Raw genomic sequence first — 22,675 nt, 5'->3', positions numbered from 1 at the left:
TTGATGTTGAGATGAGCAAATCAAAAGAATTTTTAATTCCTTTCATGGGATTAAAGCTGGGAAAACACCATTTTGAGTATCAAATAAGTAACGCGTTCTTTGAGAACTTTGATTACGAAGAATTTCAAAGTTCTGATATCAAAGTAGGTTTAGTTTTAGATAAGAAAAGCAACATGTTAGAGTTGGAATTCAAACATAAAGGAACTGTAAATGTACCTTGTGATCTGACAGGCGAAGATTTTGATCTCCCGATAAAAGGGAAAATGAAATTAATTGTCCGGTTTGGAGATGAATTCAATAACGATAACGAAGAGTTGTTGATCTTGCCGCACGGAGAACATGAATTAGATGTAGCACAATACATTTATGAAATGATTGCACTTTCGGTACCGCTAAAAAGAGTTCATCCAGGAGTAAAAGACGGCAGTTTGCAAACTGAAGCTTTGAAAAAACTAAATGAACTAACAGTCAAAGAAGTTAAAGAAGAGAGTAAAAAAGAAGAAGATATTGACCCGCGCTGGGACAAATTAAAAAAACTATTAACGGATAAATAATATAGTAAAATGGCACATCCTAAGAGAAAAATCTCGAAAACAAGAAGAGATAAGAGAAGAACACATTATAAAGCTACTGTAGCTCAAATCGCTACATGTCCTATTACTGGAGAAGCACATTTATACCACAGAGCTTACTGGCATGAAGGTAAAATGTATTACAGAGGGCAAGTTGTTATCGATAAATCTGTAGCGGTTGCTTAATACGTTTTTGTAAATGATACTAGAACTCTCACATAGTGAGAGTTTTTTTTGTTGGTTATAATTTTCTGTTTTTAAGAAAATGCATACAAATTCATTTCGTTTTTTTTTGTAATTTTCAAGTCTTTTAAAAATTTTTCAAATACATTGTATTTGAAACGAAATAATAGAATATAATGAATACAATCACAGCCGCAATTACCGCTGTTGGAGCTTATGTTCCTGACTTTGTACTTTCGAACAAAGTTTTAGAAACTATGGTAGATACCAATGACGAATGGATTACTACTCGTACAGGAATTAAGGAAAGAAGAATCCTTAAAGATGCTGAAAAAGGAACCTCGTTCCTTGCAATACAAGCAGCAAAGGATTTGATTGCGAAAGCAAATATTGATCCGTTAGAGATTGATATGATTATAATGGCAACAGCTACAGCAGATATGCCCGTAGCCTCTACAGGAGTTTATGTTGCAACAGAAATTGGAGCTACAAACGCATTTGCATATGATTTGCAGGCTGCGTGTTCAAGTTTCTTATACGGAATGTCGACTGCTGCTGCTTACATACAGTCAGGTCGATACAAAAAAGTATTATTAATTGGTGCAGATAAAATGTCATCAATTGTAGATTATACAGACAGAGCAACTTGTATTATTTTTGGGGATGGAGCGGGAGCCGTTCTGTTTGAACCAAATTATGAAGGCTTAGGCTTACAAGATGAATACTTACGTAGCGATGGTGTAGGACGTGATTTTCTTAAAATTCCTGCCGGAGGTTCTCTAATTCCAACTACTGAAGAGACCGTAAAAAACAGACAACACAATATTATTCAGGACGGGAAAACCGTTTTTAAATATGCTGTAACGAACATGGCTGATGCAAGCGAATTGATTTTGAAAAGAAACAATTTGACTAATGAAGATGTTAGCTGGTTAGTGCCACATCAGGCAAACAAGCGTATTATTGATGCTACGGCAAGCAGAATGAATCTTGAAGAATCAAAAGTATTAATGAATATCGAAAGATATGGTAATACAACTTCGGCTACATTGCCATTAGTGTTGAGCGATTTTGAGCACTTATTCAAAAAAGGAGATAATATCATTTTTGCCGCTTTTGGTGGTGGATTCACTTGGGGATCTATTTACCTAAAATGGGCTTACGATAAGAAATAAATTAAAACTAAAAACAAATCATTATGGATTTAAAAGAAATTCAAAACCTAATCAAATTTGTAGCAAATTCGGGAGTTGCAGAGGTAAAGTTAGAAATGGATGATGTAAAAATTACCATCAGAACAACTTTAGAAGGAAATGCTGAAACTACTTATGTACAACAATTGCCTGCTCAGGCTGCATTACCACAAGTTGCTGTTCAACAAGCTCCAGCAGTTGTAAGTGTAACTAGTGAGGCATCTGTTCCGGCAGAAGATTCTAAATTCATTACTATCAAATCTCCAATTATTGGAACTTTCTATAGAAAACCATCTCCGGATAAACCAGTGTTTACTGAAGTTGGAAGTACTATTTCTAAAGGTGATGTTCTTTGTGTAATTGAAGCAATGAAATTATTTAACGAAATCGAATCAGAAATTTCAGGTAAAATTGTAAAAATTCTTGTTGACGATATGTCTCCTGTAGAATTTGACCAACCTTTATTTTTAGTTGATCCATCATAATTTTTAAAAATTCCAATAGAGAAATCACAAAATCCAATTGTTGGAATTTGGAGATTGGAATTTGTAATTTTTAATATAAGTAAGATGTTTAAAAAAATATTAATTGCGAATAGAGGAGAAATTGCACTTCGTGTAATTCGTACATGTAAAGAAATGGGAATCAAAACTGTAGCAGTTTACTCTACAGCCGATGCAGAAAGTCTACATGTTAAGTTTGCTGACGAAGCGGTTTGTATTGGTCCTCCTCCAAGTAACTTATCGTATTTGAAAATGTCAAATATTATTGCCGCTGCAGAAATTACAAATGCAGATGCAATTCATCCAGGTTATGGTTTCCTTTCTGAGAATGCTAAGTTCTCAAAAATTTGTCAGGAACACGGAATCAAATTTATTGGTGCCGCTCCTGAAATGATTGATAAAATGGGAGATAAAGCTTCTGCAAAAGCTACAATGAAAGCAGCAGGAGTTCCATGTGTACCAGGTTCTGAGGGTTTATTAGAATCTTTTGAGCAAACACAACAGTTAGCAAAAGAATTTGGCTACCCGGTAATGCTTAAGGCAACTGCTGGTGGTGGTGGAAAAGGAATGCGTGCCGTCTGGAAAGAAGAAGAATTATTGAAAGCTTGGGAAAGTGCACGTCAGGAAGCATCTGCGGCATTTGGAAATGATGGCATGTACATGGAGAAACTTATTGAAGAACCACGTCATATCGAAATTCAGGTTGTTGGAGATTCATACGGAAAAGCATGTCACCTTTCTGAAAGAGATTGTTCAGTTCAGCGTCGTCACCAAAAATTAACTGAAGAAACACCTTCACCTTTCATGACTGACGAATTGCGTACTGCAATGGGAGAAGCGGCTGTAAAAGCGGCTGAATTCATTAAATACGAAGGAGCAGGAACAGTAGAATTTTTAGTGGACAAACACAGAAACTTCTATTTCATGGAAATGAATACCCGTATTCAGGTCGAGCACCCAATTACAGAACAGGTTATTGATTACGATTTAATTCGTGAGCAAATTATGGTAGCAGCTGGAATTCCAATTTCCGGAAGAAACTATTTACCTGAATTACATGCAATCGAATGTCGTATTAATGCCGAAGATCCTTATAATGATTTTCGTCCTTCACCAGGAAAAATTACTACACTTCATATGCCGGGAGGTCACGGAGTCCGTTTAGATACTCACGTTTACTCGGGCTACACAATTCCGCCAAATTACGATTCAATGATTGCAAAGTTAATTACAACTGCACAATCTCGTGAAGAAGCAATAAGCAAAATGCGAAGAGCTTTAGATGAATTTGTTATTGAAGGAGTTAAAACTACAATACCTTTCCATAGACAATTAATGGATGATCCAAGATATATTGCAGGAGATTACACTACTGCATTTATGGATACATTTAAAATGAAACCTATAGAAGAATAATATAGAAGATTATATTAGAACAATAATATAAAGGCTGTCAATTTTGACAGCCTTTATTGTTTTAAGGCATTATTCAAACCCGACAAGTTTAAAAGCTTGTCGGGTTTTGTTGTTTAAATCACTAAGTAAACACTATTTGTGTATACTTTTTACACACTGTTTTAGAATATTACACACTTTTTTACAATCTTGTTTTTTGGCACAACTTACATAAACCCTTTATTTATAAGGGATTTCACGGTTTGGTAGGGGATCGTTAAGTTACGGCACAATAATTTCATTATCTAAAGCGTAAACAACTATATAAATAATTAAAATATACACATTATGAAAAATCTATTTTTATCAGCCGCAATTGTTTTAGGAAGTTTAACTTCATTCGCTTCAACTTCTCCAATTACAAATACAATCGTAAAAACGATTTCAATTGAAGATGAATACACAGAAATAAAATTAGAAGAATTACCTGCTCCAATTGCTGAGTCTTTGAAAAAAGCGTATCCGGATGCTGTAATTACTAAAGCATACAAAAACGAAAAAGCAGAATACAAATTAGATGTTACCGTTGGTGACAAAGTAGGAAATCTTTTTGCTAATGCAGACGGAACCTGGATTAAAAAATAATCAGGTAGATTACCGTGAAAATTCAATTTCACAATACTAAAATAAAATTAACAATATTAAAATATACACATTATGAAAAATTTATTTTTATCAGCCGCAATCGTTTTGGGAGGTTTAACATCATTTGCTTCAACTTCTCCAATTACAAATACAATCGTAAAAACAATTTCAATTCAGGACGAATACACTGAAATTAAAGTTGTAGAAGTGCCAGTTGCAATAACAGATGCTCTTAAAAAAGCGTATCCGGATGCAGTTTTGACAAAAGCATATAAAAATGCAAAATCAGAATATAAGCTAGATGTTACAGCAGGTGACAAAGTAGGTTCTCTATATGCTAATGCAGATGGAACCTGGATTAAAAAATAATTAAAACAACCGTAAAAAACTATCACTATGAAAAAGTTAATCTTATCGGCAGCGATCCTGTTAGGAGGGTTGTCAATGCAAGCGAAAAATGTGACCGTGACAAGTTCAATGGTTCAAACAATAAACGTTCAGGACGATTATAAAGAAGTTGATGCTGTTCCGGCAGCAATTAAAACATCATTAGATAATGCTTATCCGGGAGTAAAATTGGATAAAGCATATGTAAACTCTAAAAAAGAATACAAAATAGAAGTAACCGTAAGAGGTGAAAAATCTGTGGTGTATACTGATGCTTCTGGTACTATAATTAAAAAATAATTAAGTAACCCATAAAAACTAATATTATGAAAAAGTTAATCTTGTCAGCAGCAATCATTCTGGGAGGTTTATCAGTTCAGGCTGGTAATCATCAAATAAAAACTTCAGTGACCCAGTCAGTGAATGTTCAGGATGAATTTACTGAGATTGGTGCAGATGCTGTTCCGGCAGCTGTGAAATCAACTATCGAAAAATCTTTTCCCAACACTAAGCTTGAAAAAGCCTTTAAAAACGAGAAGAATGAGTACAAGTTAGAGATCTCAAGTGGTGACAAAAAGTATACTGTATATACAGATGCTTCAGGAAATATTATAAAAAAATAATTCCCTAATTTTATCAGCTAATACTAATTAAAAAAATCAAACATTATGAAAAAATTAATTCTGTCAGCTGTAATTATTTTAGGAGGATTATTTATGAATGCGGAAGCAGCAATATCTAAAAAAGCTGTCTTGAACATTGTAAAATTTCAAGACAGCTATAAAGAGATTAAATTGGATGCTCTTCCTTTAGAAGTAAAAGCTACTTTAGAGAAATCTTTTCCGGGTTCTAAGCTTGTAAAGGCTTATGTAAACCCAAAAAAGCAATATAAATTAGAACTTAATTCTGGCGAAGGTCAGGATAAACATTTTGTTTTTACAGATGACAAAGGAGTCATCGCACCAAAATATTAAAAAAAAGTATTATGAAAAAGTTGATCTTATCAGTAGCAGTTATTTTAGGAAGTTTATCAATTTATGCAAGTACAGCTATAACTCAGGAGCAAACTAAAGTTGCTGTGTCTCTTCAGTCAGAGTATACAGAAGTTAGCGCGGAGGCTGTGCCGCCTGCAATAAAAACCGCTTTACAAACTGCTTATCCTGGTGCAAAACTAGTTAAAGCATTTGTGAATGAAAAAAAAGAGTATAAACTCGAAATATCGGTTGGTGACCAAAAGGCTACTGTTTTTTCAGATGTCAATGGCAACTGGTTGAAGATATAAATTAGGTGAATTTAGATTTATGTTTTTGGTGAAAAAAGAGATTGCGTACCGCAATCTCTTTTTTTTTGCATAATTTTATGAAAAGACAATTTTATTAGTATTATTTTAGCAAAAAAGACCCTAAAAACAAATGCCAAAGATATTACTGATAGAAGATGACATCTCGTTTTGCAAATTATTAGAGAAATTTCTAGTAAAAAAAGCATACGAAGTAACCATTGCTTTTTCTGCTGCCGAAGCAAGAATAGCAATCAAAAATGAATCTTTCGATTTGATTTTGACAGATCTTCGTTTGCCTGATTCTGATGGTATTGTATTAATGTCTGAATTTAAAGGTTCTTATCCTGAAATTCCTGTAATACTTATGACAGGATACTCAGATGTAAATACTGCCGTAAAAGCAATTAAAAATGGTGCCGCAGATTACATCTCGAAACCTTTCAATCCTGATGAGGTTTTATTGGTAATTACAAATGCTTTAAAAACTTCGGAAGCAGAAGAAGAAATTCCGGTAAAGGAAAAAAAAGCGGTCAGAAAGCCAACTCCAAATACTGAAAATGAATTTGTAAAAGGAATTTCTGTTGCTTCAAAAAAATTATTAGATCACATTCATTTGGTAAGTCCAACAGATATGTCGGTTTTGATAATTGGGGAAAGCGGAACCGGAAAAGAAATTATTGCAAAAAGCATCCATCAGCAAAGTTTAAGAAAAAACAACAATTTTATTGCGGTCGATTGTGGCGCTATTCCAAAAGAATTGGCAGCAAGTGAATTCTTCGGACATTTAAAAGGATCTTTCACAGGGGCAATTAATGACAAAATGGGTTATTTTGAAGCGGCTAACGGCGGAACTTTATTTTTAGATGAAATAGGGAATCTGTCTTACGAAAATCAAATACAACTCTTAAGAGCGCTTCAGGAACGAAAAATAAAACCTGTTGGAAGCAACAAAGAAATAAATGTCGATATCAGAATCATTACAGCTACAAACGAAGACTTACGTGAAGCAGTAAAAAACGGTGATTTTAGAGAAGATTTATACCATAGAATCAATGAATTCTCAATTCAATCCCCATCTTTAAAAGACAGGGACGAAGATTTAATGGTTTTTGCCGATTATTTTCTGGAAAAAGCCAATCAACAACTGCATAAGGATATTATTGGATTTTCACCCGAAGTTGTTGCCATTTTCCAAAACTATAACTGGCCCGGAAATTTGCGTGAATTACAAAACTGCGTAAAACGTGCAACACTTTTATCGCAGGGAGATTTTATTGAAAGCGATGTTTTACCTGCAGAATTTTTTCAGATCCAAAAGCAACAAACCAACAATGGAAATTTTTCCTTGTCTGAAAATGAAAAAGAAGCCATTATTCATGCCTTATCAAAAGCACAGAATAATAAATCTGAAGCAGCAAAATTGCTTAAAATCACCAGAAAAACACTTTACAATAAGTTGAAACAATACAATATAGACTAAACTATTTCCTTTTTTAAAGCGGCAAAAAGCACATCTGTTTTTGATTGCAATACTTTAAAAATATCATTTAAGTCTGAAGTTTCCAGATTCTTGTTTTCTAAAACTTTTAATATTTCACCAATTTCACGCGCCTGAATTTGTTTAAACATAGGTGCAATTCGATGTGCAATTGAATTAATTTCGACAATATGTTTTTCAATCATGGCATTTTCTAATAAACTCAGGTTTTCAGAACTACTTTCTATAAATGATTTTAAAACTTCTTTTAAAGCCTCATCGTCATTTCCTAAAAACTCTTTTAAAGTTTCAAGAGAGTATAATTTGGAACTCGCTTTTTGTTCATTTTCATTAATATCAACATTAGGTAATGTATCATTTTCTAAAATTAGATGAATCGTTTCCAGTAATATTTTAGGCGAATAAGGTTTTTGAATCACAGTTGTAAAACCGGCTTCATTATATACATCAGCGTCAAGATCAGTTCTTCCTGTTAAGGCAATTACAGGTTGATTATTATAAGTGGCATATCCTGAACTTTTTAATTTTTTAAGAAAATCAAAACCATCCATTTCCGGCATTTGGATATCCGTTATTACAAAATCAAAATTTGTATTCTGAATCGCTTCTAAAGCTTTTACAGCGCTGTTAAAAGATAAAACCTGATGCTGTTCCTGTTTCAAAACACCACTCGTTAAATTTAAAAGATTAATATCATCGTCCAGCACAATAAAAGTTTGTCTTTTAGTATTGCGAACCACGGGTTTTTTAACTTCCGGTAAAATAACAGGACTATTGTCAAATTGCAAAGGAAGCTGAATTTCAAATGTACTTCCTTTCCCAAAAGTGCTTTCAAGTTTTAAATCTCCGCCTAAAATCGATATTATTTTTTGGCAAATAGACAATCCTAAACCAGTTCCGCCGTATTTTTTTTCAATATTTTCATTGGCCTGAGCAAATTCTTCAAAGACTAATTTCAGGTTTCCTTTCTCAATTCCAATTCCTGAATCCTGAATTGTGATAATATATCGATCCTCTTGATCCGTATAAGCACTAATTTTTATAAAGCCTTCTTCCGTAAATTTATAGGCATTCCCTATAATATTACTCAAGATTTGTTTGAGACGGAAAGGATCTCCAACAATTCTGGTATTTAGTTTTTCGTCTATATTAATAATCAAATCGATATTTTTTTGCTTGTAAACGGTTTGAATACTTTTTGCAACTGCATCAATAACTTCGGGTAGTAAAAAGGGTACTTTCTCAATACTGATTTTACCTGCTTCAATTTTAGAAAAATCCAATAAATCCTGAACCAGCTGTGTGATATATTCAGATGAATTTTTGATATTTTTAATAAAATATGATTGTTTTGTATTTACATCAGAGTTTCCTAAAAGCTCAGAATATCCCACAATTGTACTCAAAGGCGTTTTTAAATCATGACTTACCGTTGAAATTAATTGTTCACGGCTTTTTAGTAAATTCTTTGTTTTGAAATTGGCAATTTCGAGCTGCTTTTTATAAACCTGCGATTTTGAGTAATCGCTCACAATTAAAATCGAGAAAAACAACGTCAGGATCAAACCAATAATTGCCGAAGCCGTTACGATTTCGTTGACTTTTTTGAGCGATTTCTCTTTTAATGAATTGTTTTTTATAGAGTTGATAATAATTTCACGCTCAATAATTCGAAGAACTTTTCGGAGTTGGTCCGAAATTGCAATTTCATTCTTCAGCAACTTATTCTCTTCAAAATTTAGTGATTCTTTTTTCTTCTCAGCCTTGATTTTTACATTGCTTAAAAGTTTTTTTGAATTCGCTAATATAGAATCTGATGCTTGTTTACTCAAAGTATTCGTGCTGTCGTCCGGAATATTCTGGTTGAGATAGTCAACATATTTTTGAAGTACATTTCGCTGATAACTTCCCAATTGGTTCGGGTTTTTATTGAAATCCTGAAGTTCTAATTTTCGTAGTTTAAACTCCATTTTAGTAATTTCATCAATTGCAGTATTGACCGAAACTTCATCTTCGGCTTTGTTTTTTATAGTTTTTAACTGCCTGATATTTTTTGTTTTTTCAGACAATAAATACGTAACGCTGTCCAGTAACGTTTTTTGATATTGCGTAGTAACAATTTGTTTTAAAGTATCAATTCTTGATTTTAGGGAATCGGTTTCAATCAGATAACTTTTAAAATCCTGTTCAGAGTTATTCTGGATTGTTTTTCTCGCCAGACTTTCGGTTTTGTACACATTCGAAAACAATTTACTAACCCTAAGAATTTTTGTTTTCTCAAAAGCAATTTTATCTTCAAGTTTCTTGTAAACTACATTTTCAGAATATAAAAACCAACCTACAGTAACAACCAGAGCCAGTAAAGCCACATAACTGAATAAAACCTTGAGTGCTGTGTAACTTTTTTTGCTCTCCATAATATTTATCTGGGGTTGACGAAGTTTTTGATATTGGAATTCTCTGCAATTTATTTAAAAAATTCATTTCAGAAAAGTAAAAACAAACCAAATATTTATATAATTGAAATGCCTGGAAATAAAATAGCCGTAGATTATATAAATCTACGGCTATTTTTATAGGTCATAATTTGATTAAAGCGTTTCGTCTAACCATTTAAAAAATTCGCCTTGCCAAACCTGAGCATTTTGCGGATGTAAAACCCAGTGATTTTCATCAGGGAAATACACAAATCTACTTTTGATTCCTCTTAATTGCGCAGCCTGAAAAGCTTCTTGTCCTTGCCCAATTGGTACACGGAAATCTTTTCCGCCCTGGAAAATCAAAATAGGTTTGTTCCAGTTTTGAACCAGTGTTGCAGGATTAAAAGCATTGTATGTTTTTTGAGCCACGGCATTGTCTTTTTCCCAGTAAGCACCACCAAAATCCCAGTTGTTAAAGAAAACTTCTTCGGTAGTTCCTAACATACTAACGGTATTAAAAACTCCATCGTGAGCGATAAAAGTCTTAAAACGGTTTTTATGAATTCCCGCTAAATAAAACACAGAATATCCTCCGTAGCTTGCACCAACGCAGCCTAAACGAGATTTGTCAACATAGTTTTCTTTAGATACATCATCAATCGCAGATAAGTAATCGTCCATAACTTGTCCGCCCCAGTCTTTACTAATTTGCTCGTTCCATTCAACACCATGTCCTGGCATTCCACGACGGTTTGGCGCAACAACAACATAACCTTTAGCAGCCATCAATTGAAAATTCCAACGGAAAGAATACGATTGTGTTAACGGACTTTGCGGTCCTCCCTGACAAAATAATAAAGTTGGATATTTCTTTGAAGCATCAAAATTTGGAGGTAAAATTACCCAAACCAACATTTTTTTGCCATCTGTAGTAGTAACATAACGTTTCTCGGTTTTGCTAACTGCTAACGTTTTGTAAGTTTCAGTATTTACATTTGATAATTGTTTCCATGTATTTTTCTTCAGGTTAAAAGAAAAAATTTCGGGAGCGTGATTCATATCGTTTCTTGTAACAATAATATCATCGCCGGCAAAACCAACAAGATCATTTACGTCAAAATCTCCATTTGTTAATTGACGAACCTGAATTGCGATTCTTGTCAATCCCGGAAAGTTTACAGTAAAAATTTGTTTTGTACCATCAACCGGTGCAACAAAATATACATTTTTACCATCTTTACTCCAGATAAAATTATCTACAGTTCCGTCCCAATTAGCAGTTAAGTTAGTTTTGATTCCTTTAAATTCAACAATAATGTCATTTTTATCAGCTTCATAACCATCACGTTTCATTTGCAGCCAAGTCAAATTTCCTGTTGGAGAAAATTGAGGTGCCATATCATAACCTAAATTATCTTCGGTTCTGTTGATGGTTTTTTGAGTCTCTAAATTGTACTCATAAATGTTCGTATTAGTAGAAATTGCATATTGAGTTCCTGCTTTTTTCTTGCACACATACAAAATACTTTTTCCGTCTGGCGACCAGATATAATCTTCGTCACCGCCAAAAGGTTTTTGCGGAGAATCAAAATTTTCACCTTTTAAAATGTCAATTCCGGCAGCTCCTTCTTTATTTTCTTTATAAAAAACGTGGTTGAATTTACCTTCGTTCCACGTGTCCCAATGACGATAATCCAATCCGTCATAAATTTGAGCATCAGATTTGTCCATTTTTGGATAGAAATCTTTACCTAAAACTTTGTCAATTTTCACCTCTTCATTATACACTAAAAATTTTCCGTCAGGCGAAACATTTTTGTCTGCCAAAACTTCCTTTGTGTCTTTAATTTCAGTTGCATTTCCGCCGGTTACAGGCACAATGTAAAATTTAGAAGACGATTTGTTTTCTTCAATCGAAGGAGTTGAAACCTTAAAAACAACATTTTTTGCATCTTTTGAAAGTCCAAGTGCGCTCACTCGTCCTAATTTCCATAACAATTCCGGAGACATTACATTCTGACCGATAGCGTTTAAACTCATCATTATTAAGGTTGTAAATAATACTTTTTTCATAATAAAATTCTAATATTCGTGACGCTAAAAATACGAATATAATTTAGCAAGTAAATGTTAAAAATTATTAAACCATATAAGAAATATAAGTTCATTTAAATTCCAATTTTTTAAAATAAATTCCAATAAATAAATTCCAAATTCCAATCAGTACGATGATAAATTCAGGTAGTCAAATCCTAAAAAATTTTAAAAATCCCAAAGTTTTCCTCGATGGATTCCTGATTTTTTTTGATAATCCTTGAAAATGAAAATTCGTGAATACGTGGCGATTGAAAATAAAGTTTTAAATTTATTTCCTAAATTGGAATTTGGAATTTAAAAGATTGGAATTTATTTAAGATAAAATGGAATTAAGTTATTGGGAACTTAAAAATTGGTTTACAAATGTTGATTATACAATTGTAGGCAGTGGCATTGTAGGATTACATGCAGCGTTACGCTTACGCGAAAGATTCCCGGCGGCTAAAATTCTGGTACTTGAAAAAGGAATGTTGCCGCAAGGCGCGAGTACCAAAAATGCGGGTTTTGCCTGTTTTGGAAGTCTTTCTGAAATTATGGAAGATTTAAAAACACATTCAGAAGAAGATGTAATTAATTTGATCGAAAAACGCTGGAAAGGGCTGCAATTACTCCGAAAAAGATTGGGAGATGCTGCAATTGATTTTAAACCTTACGGAGGATATGAATTATTTTTGAAAGATGATGAAAGTGGATTTAGCGAATGTATTTCGAAATTGTCTTTTATCAATGAAATTTTAAAACCACTTTTTAAAGCCGATGTTTTTACCAAAGAAACAGATCGTTTTGGGTTTGGAAATATTCAGGAATATTTAATATTCAATCCTTTTGAAGCCCAAATTGATACCGGAAATATGATGCAGGAATTGTTAAGACAAGCGGTTTCTGAAAAGATATTAATCTTAAATCAGCAAACCGTAACTTCATATGCCGATTTAGGAAGTCACGTCGAAATTGTATTGAATGATTTTAGTTTTAAATCTCAAAAAATACTTTTTGCAACAAATGGTTTTGCAAATACAATCACAAACGGAGCTGTAAAACCCGCAAGGGCGCAGGTTTTAATTACAGAACCTATAAAGAATTTAGATATTCGGGGTACTTTTCATCTCGATCGCGGTTATTATTATTTCAGAAATATAGACAACAGAATTTTACTCGGCGGAGGAAGAAACCTGGATTTTGAAACTGAAACAACAACAGAATTTGGTCAGACGAAAATTGTGCAAAATAAATTGGAGGATTTACTTAAAAATGTAATTTTACCAAATCAGGATTTCCAGATTGCCCATCGTTGGAGCGGCATTATGGGAATAGGAAACAGTAAAAATCCGGTTGTTGCTCAACTGTCTGAAAACGTGTTTTGTGGAGTGCGTTTAGGTGGAATGGGAGTAGCAATTGGCAGTTTAATAGGAACAGAATTAGCAGATTTAATATAATGGCAGTAACCAAAAAACCAATACCAAAAACAACAACCGCAAACAAACCGAAACCAAAAACGGCACCAAAAAAAGGTAAACGCTCTTTTGGTGAAAAAGTAAAATGGTTTTTTATAAAGCTATTTTTATGGTTTTTCGGAATCTCGATTGCATCCGTAATCATTTTTAAATATATACCGGTTCCTTTTACACCGTTGATGGTGATTCGTGCCATTGAAAATAAATTTGGAGGAAAAGAAGTTTATTTCGATCACGATTGGGAACCCATTGAGAAAATTTCGATGAATTTACAAAAAGCGGTAATTGCCAGTGAAGACGGAACTTTTTTAACGCACAACGGTTTTGATTTTAAAGCACTTCAAAAAGCATATAAAAGTAACGAACGCGGACGCCGAATTCGTGGCGGAAGCACAATCTCACAACAAACGGCCAAAAACGTATTTTTATGGCAGGGAAAAAGTTATTTCCGTAAAGGTCTGGAAGCTTATTTTACGGTTTTGATTGAAGTAATTTGGGGTAAAGAACGTATCATGGAGGTTTACCTTAATAGTATCGAAATGGGTGATGGAGTTTACGGCGCTTATGCCGCAACAGAACATTGGTACCGTCGTGATGCATCAAGTTTAACGCCAATGCAGGCTGCGGGAATTGCGGCAATTTTGCCCAACCCAAGAAAATTTAAAGCAACAGGTTCTTCAAGTTATATCAACAGACGCAAACAAAGAATTGTTCGTGAAATGCGGGCTGTTGGAAAAATAAACTATAATGCGAAATAAAAAATCTTTTATTGCGCTCTTCGTGTTGGCATCTGCTTTGGCTTTTGGTCAGGGAAAAACAACCGAAATTGGTTTTATTACCGACAATGATTTATACACATCATCAAAAAATGATATGTATTATACAAATGGTTTAGAGCTTTTTTATCGTTTTTTATCAAAAAACAACAACGAAAAAATCAACAAGAAAATTACCGAATTCCGAGTTGGGCAATATATCTATAATCCGAGATTTATTAATGAAACTGCCGTAGATATCAACGATCGTCCTTTTACGGGATATCTTTTTGCCGAAGCGGGAAGAAGCTTTTTCTACCAAAGCGAATCGGTTTTAAAGACAGATTTCCAGTTGGGCTTCATGGGTCCAAATGCTTTAGGAAGAGAAACTCAGGAAAGTTTTCATCATATTATTGGTTACAAAGAAGTTTTTGGTTGGGAAAATCAGTTGCATAATGCTTTTGCCGTTCAGGCACATGTGATGTATTCGAAGAAAATGTTTCCAACAAAACACAATGATTTTATCGATCTTCATTTTCAGTCCGAAGCTAATTTGGGAACTATCTTCGATGGCGTTTCAACAGGTTTCTTAACCCGAATTGGTTTTAAGAAATTATTGCCTATTTATGATTCTAATTTGCACGACGCTTCGATAAGTTTTCAACCGCAATATAATATCAGAGAATTTTATTTCTATGCAATGCCAAGTGTCAACTATCAGTTTTATGATGCCACAATCCAAGGAAGTATGTTTAGTAATACAAGTCCCGTAACTTTTGATCTGGAACCACTTCGTTTTAATGCAGAGTTTGGTTTAAAATACCGCCATAATAACTTCAATATGTCGTATTCGTTTATTTATCGAGGCAGGGAATTAAAAGATCCTGAAACGAATACCAATTCAGGATATTTTTATGGATCGATTCGGTTTGGGTATTTATTGAAGTAGGGTTTTTTAAGATACTTAGGTTCTGAGAAACTAAGATTCTAAGTTTTCTCTTTTTCTTATTGCTATTAATGGCTAATATTTCATTTCGAATAAAAGGAAAATTGACAATCACGATTTGAAAACTTACTATTTGTGCCGTTAGGCACTAAATATTGGTAGTTAATATGAAATGGAAATAAATATAGCGTGCCGTAGGTACGCAATAGTTATCATTTGTTGCGTACCTACGGCACGCCAACGTACTTCTAATCTATATTAACTACCAATATTTAGTGCCTAACGGCACATTTCAACTCTTGGTTGCATTACTCATAATTATCAAACAAAGCTTAACTTAATGACATTGAGCACGAGTGTCCCACTCGTGAACCGTTACACCATGTCATATGAATTAATTAGATTAATTTCAATTGCAGAAATCTTAGAACAAGATCCAGATCAAAAAAAATAAGCAAACTTTAAGAAGAAATCCTAAGAATATGGAAGGATTTTGGATAGATAAATGACAGTAGAGGAGTTAAAATTGAATGTTTTAGAATATTTGACATCTGTTCATTATAATATAAATAAAAAGCCAGTCTATTAGACTGGCTCTTTGATCTAAAATATAATTTGAATCTATTTTTCCTTCAATAACTTCTCTACATATTCAAATTTTTCTTTTTCAACCTGAACTAAACGTTCGTAAAGTTCAACCACTTTGTCAAGAGGATTAAAGTTGCAAGTGTTATTTCCAAAATTTCCAAAGTTGCCTTGACTATCGTGGAAAGTATTAAAATAATTGATCATATTTTCTTCTGAAAAACTTTTGATAGCTTCTGTACTTACGCCAAGTGCATTTGCGATTTCTAATAGTTTTTCGTCGTCAATATTTTCATTTCCTTCAATATTAGAAATCGCTTGTTGGCTTAAGCCCATTGCCATAGCAAGTGCTTCTTGTTTCATGCCTCTTAGCTCTCTGATACGGCTGATATTTCGGCCAATATGTTTGGGTTTTGTTGCTGTGCTCATAATTCAAAGATATTTAAAATTCTTTTACAAAATGGGTTTTGGTAATAAACAAGATGGTTTGGGTTTTATACAATTTAATATGGTTTTTATTTTATGGACTAAAATTCCATGATAATAAAAATACAAATTTTCTTATATAAAATAATTGTTTCTGAATTGCTTTCCGTAATCAAAACCTACAAGAGTTCTTATAAAACCAAAACCGCTAATCTAGCCCCGATGGAAGCGATATCCTTTTTACTGTTTTTTCAACAGGAAAAAGATATAGTGAACAGCGGGACAAATTGGTCTTTTGAAAAGTAGAATTTCTGCTCCTGATTTTTCAGATAATAATTCGTAATGTTTATATCTGATATTATTTTTCTATTTTGAAACTACAATTAGGAAAAATACAATAGATACAATTAATAAAATCAATCCAATAATAAGTAAAATATCATCTTCGATTGTGGGAATATTTTTTTTAACGAGCGAAAATCGATGAATTAACAATCCGATTTCATAACACAATAAAAATGCTATTACCACTAATAAACCATAGAGTTTTTCTAATCCGCCGCTTCCGCTAAATGCGCCTTCGTGTCCAAACCACGCAATAATAAGTGCAAGCGGAACAATCAATAACGCTGATTTTATAAGTATGGGACTTCCTTTCCAGAATAATAATGCAATCAGCCCGATTATAGGAATTAGCAACCAGCGAAGTAATAGTGTCATATTGTTTCGTTTTTAGTTTAACTCAATTGTTTTTGAAACTGGATTTTTTATTTGTGTTTATTACTTTTTGTGATAAAATTTGAAACTAGTACCGTAATAATTGATAAAACCGAAATTGGGAAAACGGAAATCGAAAGTGTATAATAAAGTTCTTCCTTAAATGTATAAGTGCTCCATGACGATTCACGATCTACAAAAACAGTATAATTCCAGAAATACCAAACTAAAATTAAGAATATTACTTTAATTATACTTTTTAAAGTGATGTTTTTAATCAACGAAACCATCAGAAAAACGAGCGTTAGGAAAATGCCTGTTATCAATGACATAAAAAACGCATCCTGAAAAAAGGAACAATCTAAGCATCCGCTTGATATTCTGGTAGAAAATTTTCCAACAGACCAGTAAATTTCTAACAAAGTTGAGATGAAAATTAGTAATCCAAGTAAGAGGTTTTTCTTTAAAAATTGGATTGTTTTATTTTGAGAAAGTAATGTCATTTATTTTAAACTATTTGTCGGTTTTTACATTCTCAATATAATGTTCTACAATCTTTAAAAACTCATCTTTGGTTAAAAAGCGTTTAAAGAATTCTTCTAAAGTTCCTTCATTATTTATTTCCTGAAAAAAAACTTCATGATCTGTTCCATAAACGGTTGGGTTTTCAGGAATAGGATCCGTCAAACAGACAAAATATTGATCCGGAAATCCGTAAGAATAGCAAATGCATATAAACTCTAAATCTCCCGCAATTACAGTTTCCCTGATTTCATGTTCCTCTACAAGCCCATCTAATTCGTCAAAATCAGCAGAATCTTTTTTAAATGGCGTAAACAGGAACTTTCTATAAAATGATTGTCCGTATGGAATTTCATGATCAGAAAAAAAATGATCCAGTAAGGTATTATAAAAAGTTTCTTTGTCAGTAGAGTATAACTGCAGATTGTTACTATAAAATTCATCAACACCAAACAATTCATCTCCGAAATCATTGGGATATAAAGGATGTTTAAATTCAATTGACTGCAAATCTTCTTGTAGTGATTTTCCTTTTAGCTTGTCGATGTTTCCGCCTAATTTTTGAATTTGAAGTGCTATTTCCTCTTTCATAGTTTGTTTAAAATTTAAAACAATTAGTACAAAAATATAAAACCTCAGTAAAAGAAATATCTTTAAAAAAGTTATAATTATATTGAGCTTATTTTCAATACTTAACGTTATGATAATGATCTGAAACTTTAAATTGTTAACTTTAAGAAAAAATTGAACTTATGGAAATCAATTGGATAATAATAGGAATTGTAGTTGCGGTTGTAATTGTTTTAGTATTATTTACAGCCAAAAAGAATCTGAAAGAAAAAAAGAAGCTCACAGATTTATTAAATAATGATTTTAAGAAACAGGATGAAGATGAACCGAATCCTGATAATGATGCTGGTGAAAGGTAAATTATTAATTGTGTAAAGCATCATTTTTCTTAATAAGATACCAATTTTTCAGGACTATTGTAAAATTTGAAATTAGTAGTATAAAAATCAATTTGATTAAAGTTATAGTAATGTATTCTGAAAGACCATCCATTATATCAGTTATTTCATTTGTAGATTTTTTTGCAACGGAATTTGATAAAATAAAAAGCGCTACCCACAAGCCAAAAAAGAAGAGGATTAAATAAAATATCATAGACATCTTTGTATTGAGGTAATAAAAAATCCCTGAGAAAAGGATACTTATTATCGCGAAAAAAAATAAAAAAGTAATAAGTGGTCCAGTAAAAAAGTTTCTAATTTGTATAGTATGATTATTTTGATATGTAATAAAAACACCAACAATTATTATCATTGCTAATGAAACAAGTGTTGATTGTATTATGTGTAGAAAGCTTCTACTTGTTTTTTCTTCCATCTATTAAATAAATTGTTTTACAAATATATTATTAGTGGGTTAAAATAAAAAAAACCGTATTCCAATTAAGTAATACGGTTTTTTTGTGGAGAATATCGGATTCGAACCGATCACCTCTTGCCTGCCAGGCAAGCGCTCTAGCCAAATGAGCTAATCCCCCAAAGCGTTAGCAAATAAAGTCAATTATTTTTCAAAAAACAAATTTCAAATACGCTTCGATTAAAAATAGTTGTCAAAATTGTAACTTTACAATCAAATCTATTTTTATGAGTTCAGAAAATCAAAACGGTTCTTTACAAACTACGTTTAATAATACTGTTGCAACAGTGCAATTTGGTCATCCGGCGAGTAATTCTTTTCCAAGGGAATTATTGAATCGTTTGACAGCCGAAATCAATTCTTTAAGTCTCAATGAAACTGTTTCGGTTATTGTTTTGCAAAGCGAAGGAGCAAAAGTTTTTTGTTCAGGCGCTTCGTTTGATGAATTGCTGCAGGTAGAAAATGAAGTTCAGGGAACAGAGTTTTTTTCTGGTTTTGCACATTTATTAAACGCAATGCGTAATTGTTCGAAACTAATTATCGGACGCGTTCAGGGAAAAGCTGTTGGAGGAGGAGTTGGGATTATTTCGGCTTGTGATTATGTTTTGGCTACACCGGAAAGTGCCATTAAATTATCTGAATTAGCAATCGGAATTGGTCCGTTTGTAATTGAACCAGCGGTTTCACGTAAAATAGGAAAAGCTGCAATGGCCGAAATGACATTGGCTGCACACGAATGGAAATCAGCAGAATGGGCTTTGCAGAACAAATTATTTTCGGAAATACATAACGCAGAAAATCTGGACAATGCAGTTGCAACTTTCGCTCAAAAATTAAGTTCGTACAATCCCGAAGCTTTACAGGAAATGAAGAAAATTATCTGGGAAGGAACGGAACATTGGGAATCATTACTGATAGAACGTGCCTCAATTACAGGAAAATTAGTCTTGTCTGATTTTAGCAGAAATGCTTTGACACAATTTAAAAAATAGTAAAAAGCAAAATCCAATTACAAATTCCAATGACATTCAGTTATTATTGGAATTTGGGATTCTTCTTTATCTGGAATTTATTATTTAAACGGTTATTAATTTGTAAATTTGCAACCTAAAATTAAAATCGATGAGTAATATCAGAATTACAAAACAATTTAGTTTCGAAACCGGACACGCTTTGTACGGTTACGACGGAAAATGTAAAAACGTTCACGGGCACAGTTATAAATTATCGGTTACGGTTATTGGTTCACCAATCACGGATCGGTCGAATGTGAAATTCGGGATGGTAATTGATTTTTCGGATCTAAAGAAAATTGTAAAAGAAGAAATTGTTGATCAGTTTGATCATGCAACGGTTTTTAATGAAACAACACCACATTTAGAATTGGCAAATGAATTACAAAATCGTGGACATCACGTTATTTTAGTAGATTATCAGCCAACAAGCGAAAATATGGTTGTTGATTTTGCCGATAGAATCATCGCACGTTTGCCAAAAGATATTTCGTTGTTTTCACTTAAACTTCAGGAAACAGAATCTTCGTTTGCAGAATGGTACGCATCTGATAATTTGTAAAAAAAGTTATATGTAAAATGTGAAAAGTCGAAAGTTTCTGAAATTGCAGTTTAATTTCTTAATCGACAACTCACACATCATAACCACATTTCACGTCTTACATTTCACAAATCACATATAAATGAAAAAAGTATATTTCGCTTCTGATCAGCATTTTGGTGCTCCAACTCCCGAGTTGAGTTTACCGCGCGAACAAAAATTTGTCGCCTGGTTAGATGTTGTAAAACAAGATGCCGAAGCTATTTTTTTATTAGGTGATTTATTTGATTTTTGGTTCGAATATAAAACCGTTGTTCCAAAGGGTTTTGTTCGCGTTTTAGGCAAATTAGCCGAAATTAGGGATAGTGGCATTCCGATTTATTTTTTCGTGGGGAATCACGATTTATGGATGAACGATTACTTTCAAACCGAATTGAATATTCCGGTTTATCATGATAATAAAGAATTTACTTTTAACGGAAAAACATTCTTAATAGGTCACGGCGACGGAAAAGGTCCCGGAGATAAAGGATATAAGCGAATGAAAAAGGTATTTACAAATCCGTTTTCAAAATGGCTTTTTCGTTGGTTACATCCGGATGTTGGAGTAAGTTTAGCACAATATTTATCGGTTAAAAATAAACTAATTTCCGGCGCTGAAGATGTGAAATTTTTAGGGGAAGAAAATGAGTGGCTCGTTTTGTATGCCAAACGCAAACTCGAAACGCAACATTATAATTACTTTATTTTTGGTCACCGCCATTTACCCATGATAATTCCGGTTGGCGAAGATGCTAAATACGTAAATCTAGGCGATTGGATTGGCTATTTTACCTATGGAGTTTTTGATGGTGAAACATTTGAACTTCAGAAATTCGAATAATTATTACTTTTTGTTGTTGGGATAAATTGCCATTTTATGCGTTCTCAATGAATAACTTGACATTGTTTTACTATTAGTTTGCTGGAAACGGATTGCTTTAGAATCTTGTTTTGGCATATGACATTCCACACAGTTTTGTGCCAGTAAATTTGCTGGCATTGTTTTTAATGTTGTGGCATTGTGCTGTAATCCTTTATGACAACTCATACAAATTTTAGAATAAGAAGCCAGATTTTGCGAAGCGTTCTCATGTGGATTATGACACGTCATGCAATCCATAGTAGCGCTTTTTTTAAAACATTTGCTTTGAGCAAGTAAACCTAATTGATTGCCGTGAACATCATAATGAATACTGTCATTTGATCCCGGAACACCCCTGAAATATTCTAAAAGATTATCTCCCGGTTTATATTCAAAACGGGATTTTACTTTTAGCTTGTCATTTCCGGAATGGCATAGGGCACAAGCGTCAATTTTTTGCTGTCTTGTTAGTTTTTTAAACGAAGTAATGTTTTGTGCTATCTTTAAATCGGGAAATTTTAAATGTTTTTGAACGTGCTGTTTCGCAGGTCCGTGACAGCGTTCACAGTCGATTCCGTAAATTAAAGTTTTAGGATTCATGAAATCCTCCACTTCCTGATTTAGAAAATTAATGCTGTCTGAACTTGTTGTGATGTATCTGCTGGCAATATTAGAGCTATGACAACCATAACATTCCTTGTCTATTTTACGCTCAAAGTTGACTTTAGAGGCTGAATATCCCGGACTTGTTGCCCAACTGTTTAAAGATTTGTAGTAGGAAATTGGTAGTTCGAATGTGTAATGATTTTGCCAGAAAGCACTTGTTTGGGCATGTTTTGTTCCAAAAATAACTTCAAACGGATGCGCTTCAACTTCTTTCCCGTTTTTATAAAGAACCTGATAAAGACTATCGTTGCGTTCTTCCATGACAAGTTTAGTGTCTTTATCATAAACAAAAGTATTACGGCCACTTGTAAAATGTCCTAAAATATTTTCTTTTGTAGCGGGAGCTGTAGCTTTGAAATGTGAATTATGAAAAGCAGATTCAGACTGTGCCTGATGACATTGAATACAGCTTTGAGAACCAGCATAATCTGTTCCTCGTGGGTCAATGTAATTGTCCGATTCGTTTTTACAGCTTGAGAGAAAAGCGATCAGAACAACAACAGCAAAAAGAATGCGGTTTTTTTTCATTGCTGTAAATATACTTTT

Annotated in this window: 26 protein-coding genes and 1 tRNA gene; 19 read left to right on the top strand and 8 right to left on the bottom strand. The window is 33.2% G+C overall.

Features of this window, described 5'->3' with window-relative positions:
* Positions 1–11: 11 nt before the first annotated feature.
* From ACHRVX_RS22505 to ACHRVX_RS22450, 12 genes are all read left to right on the top strand, one after another.
* A complete protein-coding gene (locus tag ACHRVX_RS22505; RefSeq protein ID WP_348079567.1) occupies positions 12–554 on the top strand; it encodes a DUF177 domain-containing protein in 543 nt (180 codons plus the stop codon).
* Between the two features lie 9 nt (positions 555–563).
* The gene (rpmF, locus tag ACHRVX_RS22500; protein WP_007137315.1) at positions 564–758 is read left to right on the top strand and encodes a 50S ribosomal protein L32; all 195 of its coding nucleotides are present in this window, start codon (positions 564–566) and stop codon (positions 756–758) included.
* Between the two features lie 173 nt (positions 759–931).
* Positions 932–1,930 carry a beta-ketoacyl-ACP synthase III gene (locus ACHRVX_RS22495; protein WP_395336516.1) on the top strand — a complete coding sequence of 333 codons (999 nt, stop codon included), beginning with the start codon at positions 932–934 and terminating at the stop codon, positions 1,928–1,930.
* A gap of 23 nt (positions 1,931–1,953) precedes the next feature.
* Positions 1,954–2,433: an acetyl-CoA carboxylase biotin carboxyl carrier protein gene (accB, locus tag ACHRVX_RS22490; RefSeq protein ID WP_395336513.1), complete on the top strand. Its 480-nt coding sequence runs from the start codon at positions 1,954–1,956 to the stop codon at positions 2,431–2,433.
* A gap of 84 nt (positions 2,434–2,517) precedes the next feature.
* Positions 2,518–3,867 (top strand): acetyl-CoA carboxylase biotin carboxylase subunit, encoded by a 1,350-nt coding sequence (gene accC / locus ACHRVX_RS22485; protein ID WP_395336511.1) that lies wholly within the window; start codon positions 2,518–2,520, stop codon positions 3,865–3,867.
* Between the two features lie 327 nt (positions 3,868–4,194).
* On the top strand, positions 4,195–4,491 hold the full coding sequence (locus tag ACHRVX_RS22480) for a hypothetical protein (protein ID WP_395336509.1): 297 nt from the start codon (positions 4,195–4,197) through the stop codon (positions 4,489–4,491).
* Between the two features lie 72 nt (positions 4,492–4,563).
* Positions 4,564–4,860 carry a hypothetical protein gene (locus ACHRVX_RS22475; protein WP_213299656.1) on the top strand — a complete coding sequence of 99 codons (297 nt, stop codon included), beginning with the start codon at positions 4,564–4,566 and terminating at the stop codon, positions 4,858–4,860.
* A 27-nt stretch (positions 4,861–4,887) separates the two neighbouring features.
* Positions 4,888–5,178, top strand: coding sequence for a hypothetical protein (locus ACHRVX_RS22470; RefSeq protein ID WP_395336507.1), 291 nt, complete (start codon positions 4,888–4,890; stop codon positions 5,176–5,178).
* A gap of 26 nt (positions 5,179–5,204) precedes the next feature.
* The gene (locus ACHRVX_RS22465; RefSeq protein WP_395336505.1) at positions 5,205–5,501 is read left to right on the top strand and encodes a PepSY-like domain-containing protein; all 297 of its coding nucleotides are present in this window, start codon (positions 5,205–5,207) and stop codon (positions 5,499–5,501) included.
* 45 nt (positions 5,502–5,546) lie between these two features.
* On the top strand, positions 5,547–5,852 hold the full coding sequence (locus ACHRVX_RS22460) for a hypothetical protein (protein WP_395336503.1): 306 nt from the start codon (positions 5,547–5,549) through the stop codon (positions 5,850–5,852).
* Between the two features lie 11 nt (positions 5,853–5,863).
* Entirely contained in the window at positions 5,864–6,160 is a 297-nt protein-coding gene (locus ACHRVX_RS22455; protein ID WP_395336501.1) for a hypothetical protein, read from the top strand.
* Between the two features lie 130 nt (positions 6,161–6,290).
* A complete protein-coding gene (locus tag ACHRVX_RS22450; RefSeq protein WP_395336499.1) occupies positions 6,291–7,640 on the top strand; it encodes a sigma-54-dependent transcriptional regulator in 1,350 nt (449 codons plus the stop codon).
* Here ACHRVX_RS22450 and ACHRVX_RS22445 read toward each other — a convergent pair.
* Both ACHRVX_RS22445 and ACHRVX_RS22440 read right to left on the bottom strand, forming a co-directional pair.
* A complete protein-coding gene (locus ACHRVX_RS22445; RefSeq protein WP_395336497.1) occupies positions 7,637–10,075 on the bottom strand; it encodes a hybrid sensor histidine kinase/response regulator in 2,439 nt (812 codons plus the stop codon). The two genes, ACHRVX_RS22450 and ACHRVX_RS22445, sit on opposite strands and share 4 nt — an antisense overlap.
* 174 nt (positions 10,076–10,249) lie before the next feature.
* A complete protein-coding gene (locus ACHRVX_RS22440; RefSeq protein WP_395336495.1) occupies positions 10,250–12,151 on the bottom strand; it encodes an alpha/beta fold hydrolase in 1,902 nt (633 codons plus the stop codon).
* Between the two features lie 347 nt (positions 12,152–12,498).
* On the opposite strand from ACHRVX_RS22440, the gene ACHRVX_RS22435 reads away from it, so the two are divergent.
* From ACHRVX_RS22435 to ACHRVX_RS22425, 3 genes are read left to right on the top strand one after another with little or no spacing between them, the layout of a single operon-like run.
* Positions 12,499–13,611 (top strand): NAD(P)/FAD-dependent oxidoreductase, encoded by a 1,113-nt coding sequence (locus tag ACHRVX_RS22435; RefSeq protein ID WP_395336493.1) that lies wholly within the window; start codon positions 12,499–12,501, stop codon positions 13,609–13,611.
* Positions 13,611–14,387: a monofunctional biosynthetic peptidoglycan transglycosylase gene (mtgA, locus tag ACHRVX_RS22430; protein ID WP_395336491.1), complete on the top strand. Its 777-nt coding sequence runs from the start codon at positions 13,611–13,613 to the stop codon at positions 14,385–14,387. Before ACHRVX_RS22435 ends, mtgA begins: the two co-directional genes overlap by 1 nt.
* Positions 14,377–15,333, top strand: coding sequence for a lipid A deacylase LpxR family protein (locus ACHRVX_RS22425; RefSeq protein WP_395336489.1), 957 nt, complete (start codon positions 14,377–14,379; stop codon positions 15,331–15,333). Before mtgA ends, ACHRVX_RS22425 begins: the two co-directional genes overlap by 11 nt.
* Positions 15,334–15,951: 618 nt before the next feature.
* On the opposite strand, the gene ACHRVX_RS22420 is transcribed toward ACHRVX_RS22425, so the two are convergent.
* From ACHRVX_RS22420 to ACHRVX_RS22405, 4 genes are all read right to left on the bottom strand, one after another.
* A complete protein-coding gene (locus tag ACHRVX_RS22420) occupies positions 15,952–16,344 on the bottom strand; it encodes a helix-turn-helix domain-containing protein (RefSeq protein ID WP_395336487.1) in 393 nt (130 codons plus the stop codon).
* Positions 16,345–16,707: 363 nt separating this feature from the next.
* Complete coding sequence (locus tag ACHRVX_RS22415; protein ID WP_395336485.1) at positions 16,708–17,061, bottom strand: hypothetical protein; 354 nt, start codon at positions 17,059–17,061, stop codon at positions 16,708–16,710.
* A gap of 47 nt (positions 17,062–17,108) precedes the next feature.
* Positions 17,109–17,561 carry a hypothetical protein gene (locus ACHRVX_RS22410; protein WP_395336483.1) on the bottom strand — a complete coding sequence of 151 codons (453 nt, stop codon included), beginning with the start codon at positions 17,559–17,561 and terminating at the stop codon, positions 17,109–17,111.
* Positions 17,562–17,571: 10 nt separating this feature from the next.
* Positions 17,572–18,171, bottom strand: coding sequence for a hypothetical protein (locus tag ACHRVX_RS22405; RefSeq protein ID WP_395336481.1), 600 nt, complete (start codon positions 18,169–18,171; stop codon positions 17,572–17,574).
* 161 nt (positions 18,172–18,332) lie between these two features.
* Between ACHRVX_RS22405 and ACHRVX_RS22400 the strand changes: the two genes are divergently transcribed.
* The gene (locus tag ACHRVX_RS22400; protein WP_395336479.1) at positions 18,333–18,509 is read left to right on the top strand and encodes a hypothetical protein; all 177 of its coding nucleotides are present in this window, start codon (positions 18,333–18,335) and stop codon (positions 18,507–18,509) included.
* Between the two features lie 543 nt (positions 18,510–19,052).
* On the opposite strand, the gene ACHRVX_RS22395 is transcribed toward ACHRVX_RS22400, so the two are convergent.
* Positions 19,053–19,126 (bottom strand) — tRNA-Ala (locus ACHRVX_RS22395).
* Between the two features lie 106 nt (positions 19,127–19,232).
* Here ACHRVX_RS22395 and ACHRVX_RS22390 point away from each other — a divergent pair.
* From ACHRVX_RS22390 to ACHRVX_RS22380, 3 genes are all read left to right on the top strand, one after another.
* The gene (locus tag ACHRVX_RS22390) at positions 19,233–19,997 is read left to right on the top strand and encodes an enoyl-CoA hydratase/isomerase family protein (protein WP_395336477.1); all 765 of its coding nucleotides are present in this window, start codon (positions 19,233–19,235) and stop codon (positions 19,995–19,997) included.
* Between the two features lie 130 nt (positions 19,998–20,127).
* Positions 20,128–20,580, top strand: a complete 453-nt coding sequence (locus ACHRVX_RS22385) for a 6-pyruvoyl trahydropterin synthase family protein (protein ID WP_395336475.1) — start codon at positions 20,128–20,130, stop codon at positions 20,578–20,580.
* Between the two features lie 121 nt (positions 20,581–20,701).
* Positions 20,702–21,442, top strand: a complete 741-nt coding sequence (locus ACHRVX_RS22380) for a UDP-2,3-diacylglucosamine diphosphatase (protein ID WP_395336473.1) — start codon at positions 20,702–20,704, stop codon at positions 21,440–21,442.
* Between the two features lie 3 nt (positions 21,443–21,445).
* On the opposite strand, the gene ACHRVX_RS22375 is transcribed toward ACHRVX_RS22380, so the two are convergent.
* A complete protein-coding gene (locus ACHRVX_RS22375) occupies positions 21,446–22,657 on the bottom strand; it encodes a cytochrome c3 family protein (protein WP_395336471.1) in 1,212 nt (403 codons plus the stop codon).
* Between the last annotated feature and the right edge of the window lie 18 nt (positions 22,658–22,675).

Origin of the sequence: Flavobacterium sp. FlaQc-47, from assembly GCF_044006475.1 — a bacterium.
Taxonomy (GTDB): domain Bacteria; phylum Bacteroidota; class Bacteroidia; order Flavobacteriales; family Flavobacteriaceae; genus Flavobacterium.
This window is presented reverse-complemented; position numbering and strand designations above follow the sequence as displayed.

What these genes read in the sequence shown, in the direction of transcription:
- ACHRVX_RS22475 (WP_213299656.1), top strand. Translation starts at nt 4,564, where the DNA reads ATGAAAAATTTATTTTTATCAGCCGCAATCGTTTTGGGAGGTTTAACA.
- ACHRVX_RS22445 (WP_395336497.1), bottom strand. Translation starts at nt 10,075, where the DNA reads ATGGAGAGCAAAAAAAGTTACACAGCACTCAAGGTTTTATTCAGTTAT.
- ACHRVX_RS22450 (WP_395336499.1), top strand. Translation starts at nt 6,291, where the DNA reads ATGCCAAAGATATTACTGATAGAAGATGACATCTCGTTTTGCAAATTA.
- accB (WP_395336513.1), top strand. Translation starts at nt 1,954, where the DNA reads ATGGATTTAAAAGAAATTCAAAACCTAATCAAATTTGTAGCAAATTCG.
- ACHRVX_RS22380 (WP_395336473.1), top strand. Translation starts at nt 20,702, where the DNA reads ATGAAAAAAGTATATTTCGCTTCTGATCAGCATTTTGGTGCTCCAACT.
- ACHRVX_RS22375 (WP_395336471.1), bottom strand. Translation starts at nt 22,657, where the DNA reads ATGAAAAAAAACCGCATTCTTTTTGCTGTTGTTGTTCTGATCGCTTTT.
- ACHRVX_RS22420 (WP_395336487.1), bottom strand. Translation starts at nt 16,344, where the DNA reads ATGAGCACAGCAACAAAACCCAAACATATTGGCCGAAATATCAGCCGT.
- ACHRVX_RS22440 (WP_395336495.1), bottom strand. Translation starts at nt 12,151, where the DNA reads ATGAAAAAAGTATTATTTACAACCTTAATAATGATGAGTTTAAACGCT.
- accC (WP_395336511.1), top strand. Translation starts at nt 2,518, where the DNA reads ATGTTTAAAAAAATATTAATTGCGAATAGAGGAGAAATTGCACTTCGT.
- ACHRVX_RS22435 (WP_395336493.1), top strand. Translation starts at nt 12,499, where the DNA reads ATGGAATTAAGTTATTGGGAACTTAAAAATTGGTTTACAAATGTTGAT.
- ACHRVX_RS22400 (WP_395336479.1), top strand. Translation starts at nt 18,333, where the DNA reads ATGGAAATCAATTGGATAATAATAGGAATTGTAGTTGCGGTTGTAATT.
- ACHRVX_RS22465 (WP_395336505.1), top strand. Translation starts at nt 5,205, where the DNA reads ATGAAAAAGTTAATCTTGTCAGCAGCAATCATTCTGGGAGGTTTATCA.
- ACHRVX_RS22470 (WP_395336507.1), top strand. Translation starts at nt 4,888, where the DNA reads ATGAAAAAGTTAATCTTATCGGCAGCGATCCTGTTAGGAGGGTTGTCA.
- ACHRVX_RS22415 (WP_395336485.1), bottom strand. Translation starts at nt 17,061, where the DNA reads ATGACACTATTACTTCGCTGGTTGCTAATTCCTATAATCGGGCTGATT.
- ACHRVX_RS22405 (WP_395336481.1), bottom strand. Translation starts at nt 18,171, where the DNA reads ATGAAAGAGGAAATAGCACTTCAAATTCAAAAATTAGGCGGAAACATC.
- ACHRVX_RS22385 (WP_395336475.1), top strand. Translation starts at nt 20,128, where the DNA reads ATGAGTAATATCAGAATTACAAAACAATTTAGTTTCGAAACCGGACAC.
- ACHRVX_RS22390 (WP_395336477.1), top strand. Translation starts at nt 19,233, where the DNA reads ATGAGTTCAGAAAATCAAAACGGTTCTTTACAAACTACGTTTAATAAT.
- ACHRVX_RS22455 (WP_395336501.1), top strand. Translation starts at nt 5,864, where the DNA reads ATGAAAAAGTTGATCTTATCAGTAGCAGTTATTTTAGGAAGTTTATCA.
- ACHRVX_RS22480 (WP_395336509.1), top strand. Translation starts at nt 4,195, where the DNA reads ATGAAAAATCTATTTTTATCAGCCGCAATTGTTTTAGGAAGTTTAACT.
- mtgA (WP_395336491.1), top strand. Translation starts at nt 13,611, where the DNA reads ATGGCAGTAACCAAAAAACCAATACCAAAAACAACAACCGCAAACAAA.
- ACHRVX_RS22505 (WP_348079567.1), top strand. Translation starts at nt 12, where the DNA reads ATGAGCAAATCAAAAGAATTTTTAATTCCTTTCATGGGATTAAAGCTG.
- ACHRVX_RS22495 (WP_395336516.1), top strand. Translation starts at nt 932, where the DNA reads ATGAATACAATCACAGCCGCAATTACCGCTGTTGGAGCTTATGTTCCT.
- ACHRVX_RS22460 (WP_395336503.1), top strand. Translation starts at nt 5,547, where the DNA reads ATGAAAAAATTAATTCTGTCAGCTGTAATTATTTTAGGAGGATTATTT.
- ACHRVX_RS22425 (WP_395336489.1), top strand. Translation starts at nt 14,377, where the DNA reads ATGCGAAATAAAAAATCTTTTATTGCGCTCTTCGTGTTGGCATCTGCT.
- rpmF (WP_007137315.1), top strand. Translation starts at nt 564, where the DNA reads ATGGCACATCCTAAGAGAAAAATCTCGAAAACAAGAAGAGATAAGAGA.
- ACHRVX_RS22410 (WP_395336483.1), bottom strand. Translation starts at nt 17,561, where the DNA reads ATGACATTACTTTCTCAAAATAAAACAATCCAATTTTTAAAGAAAAAC.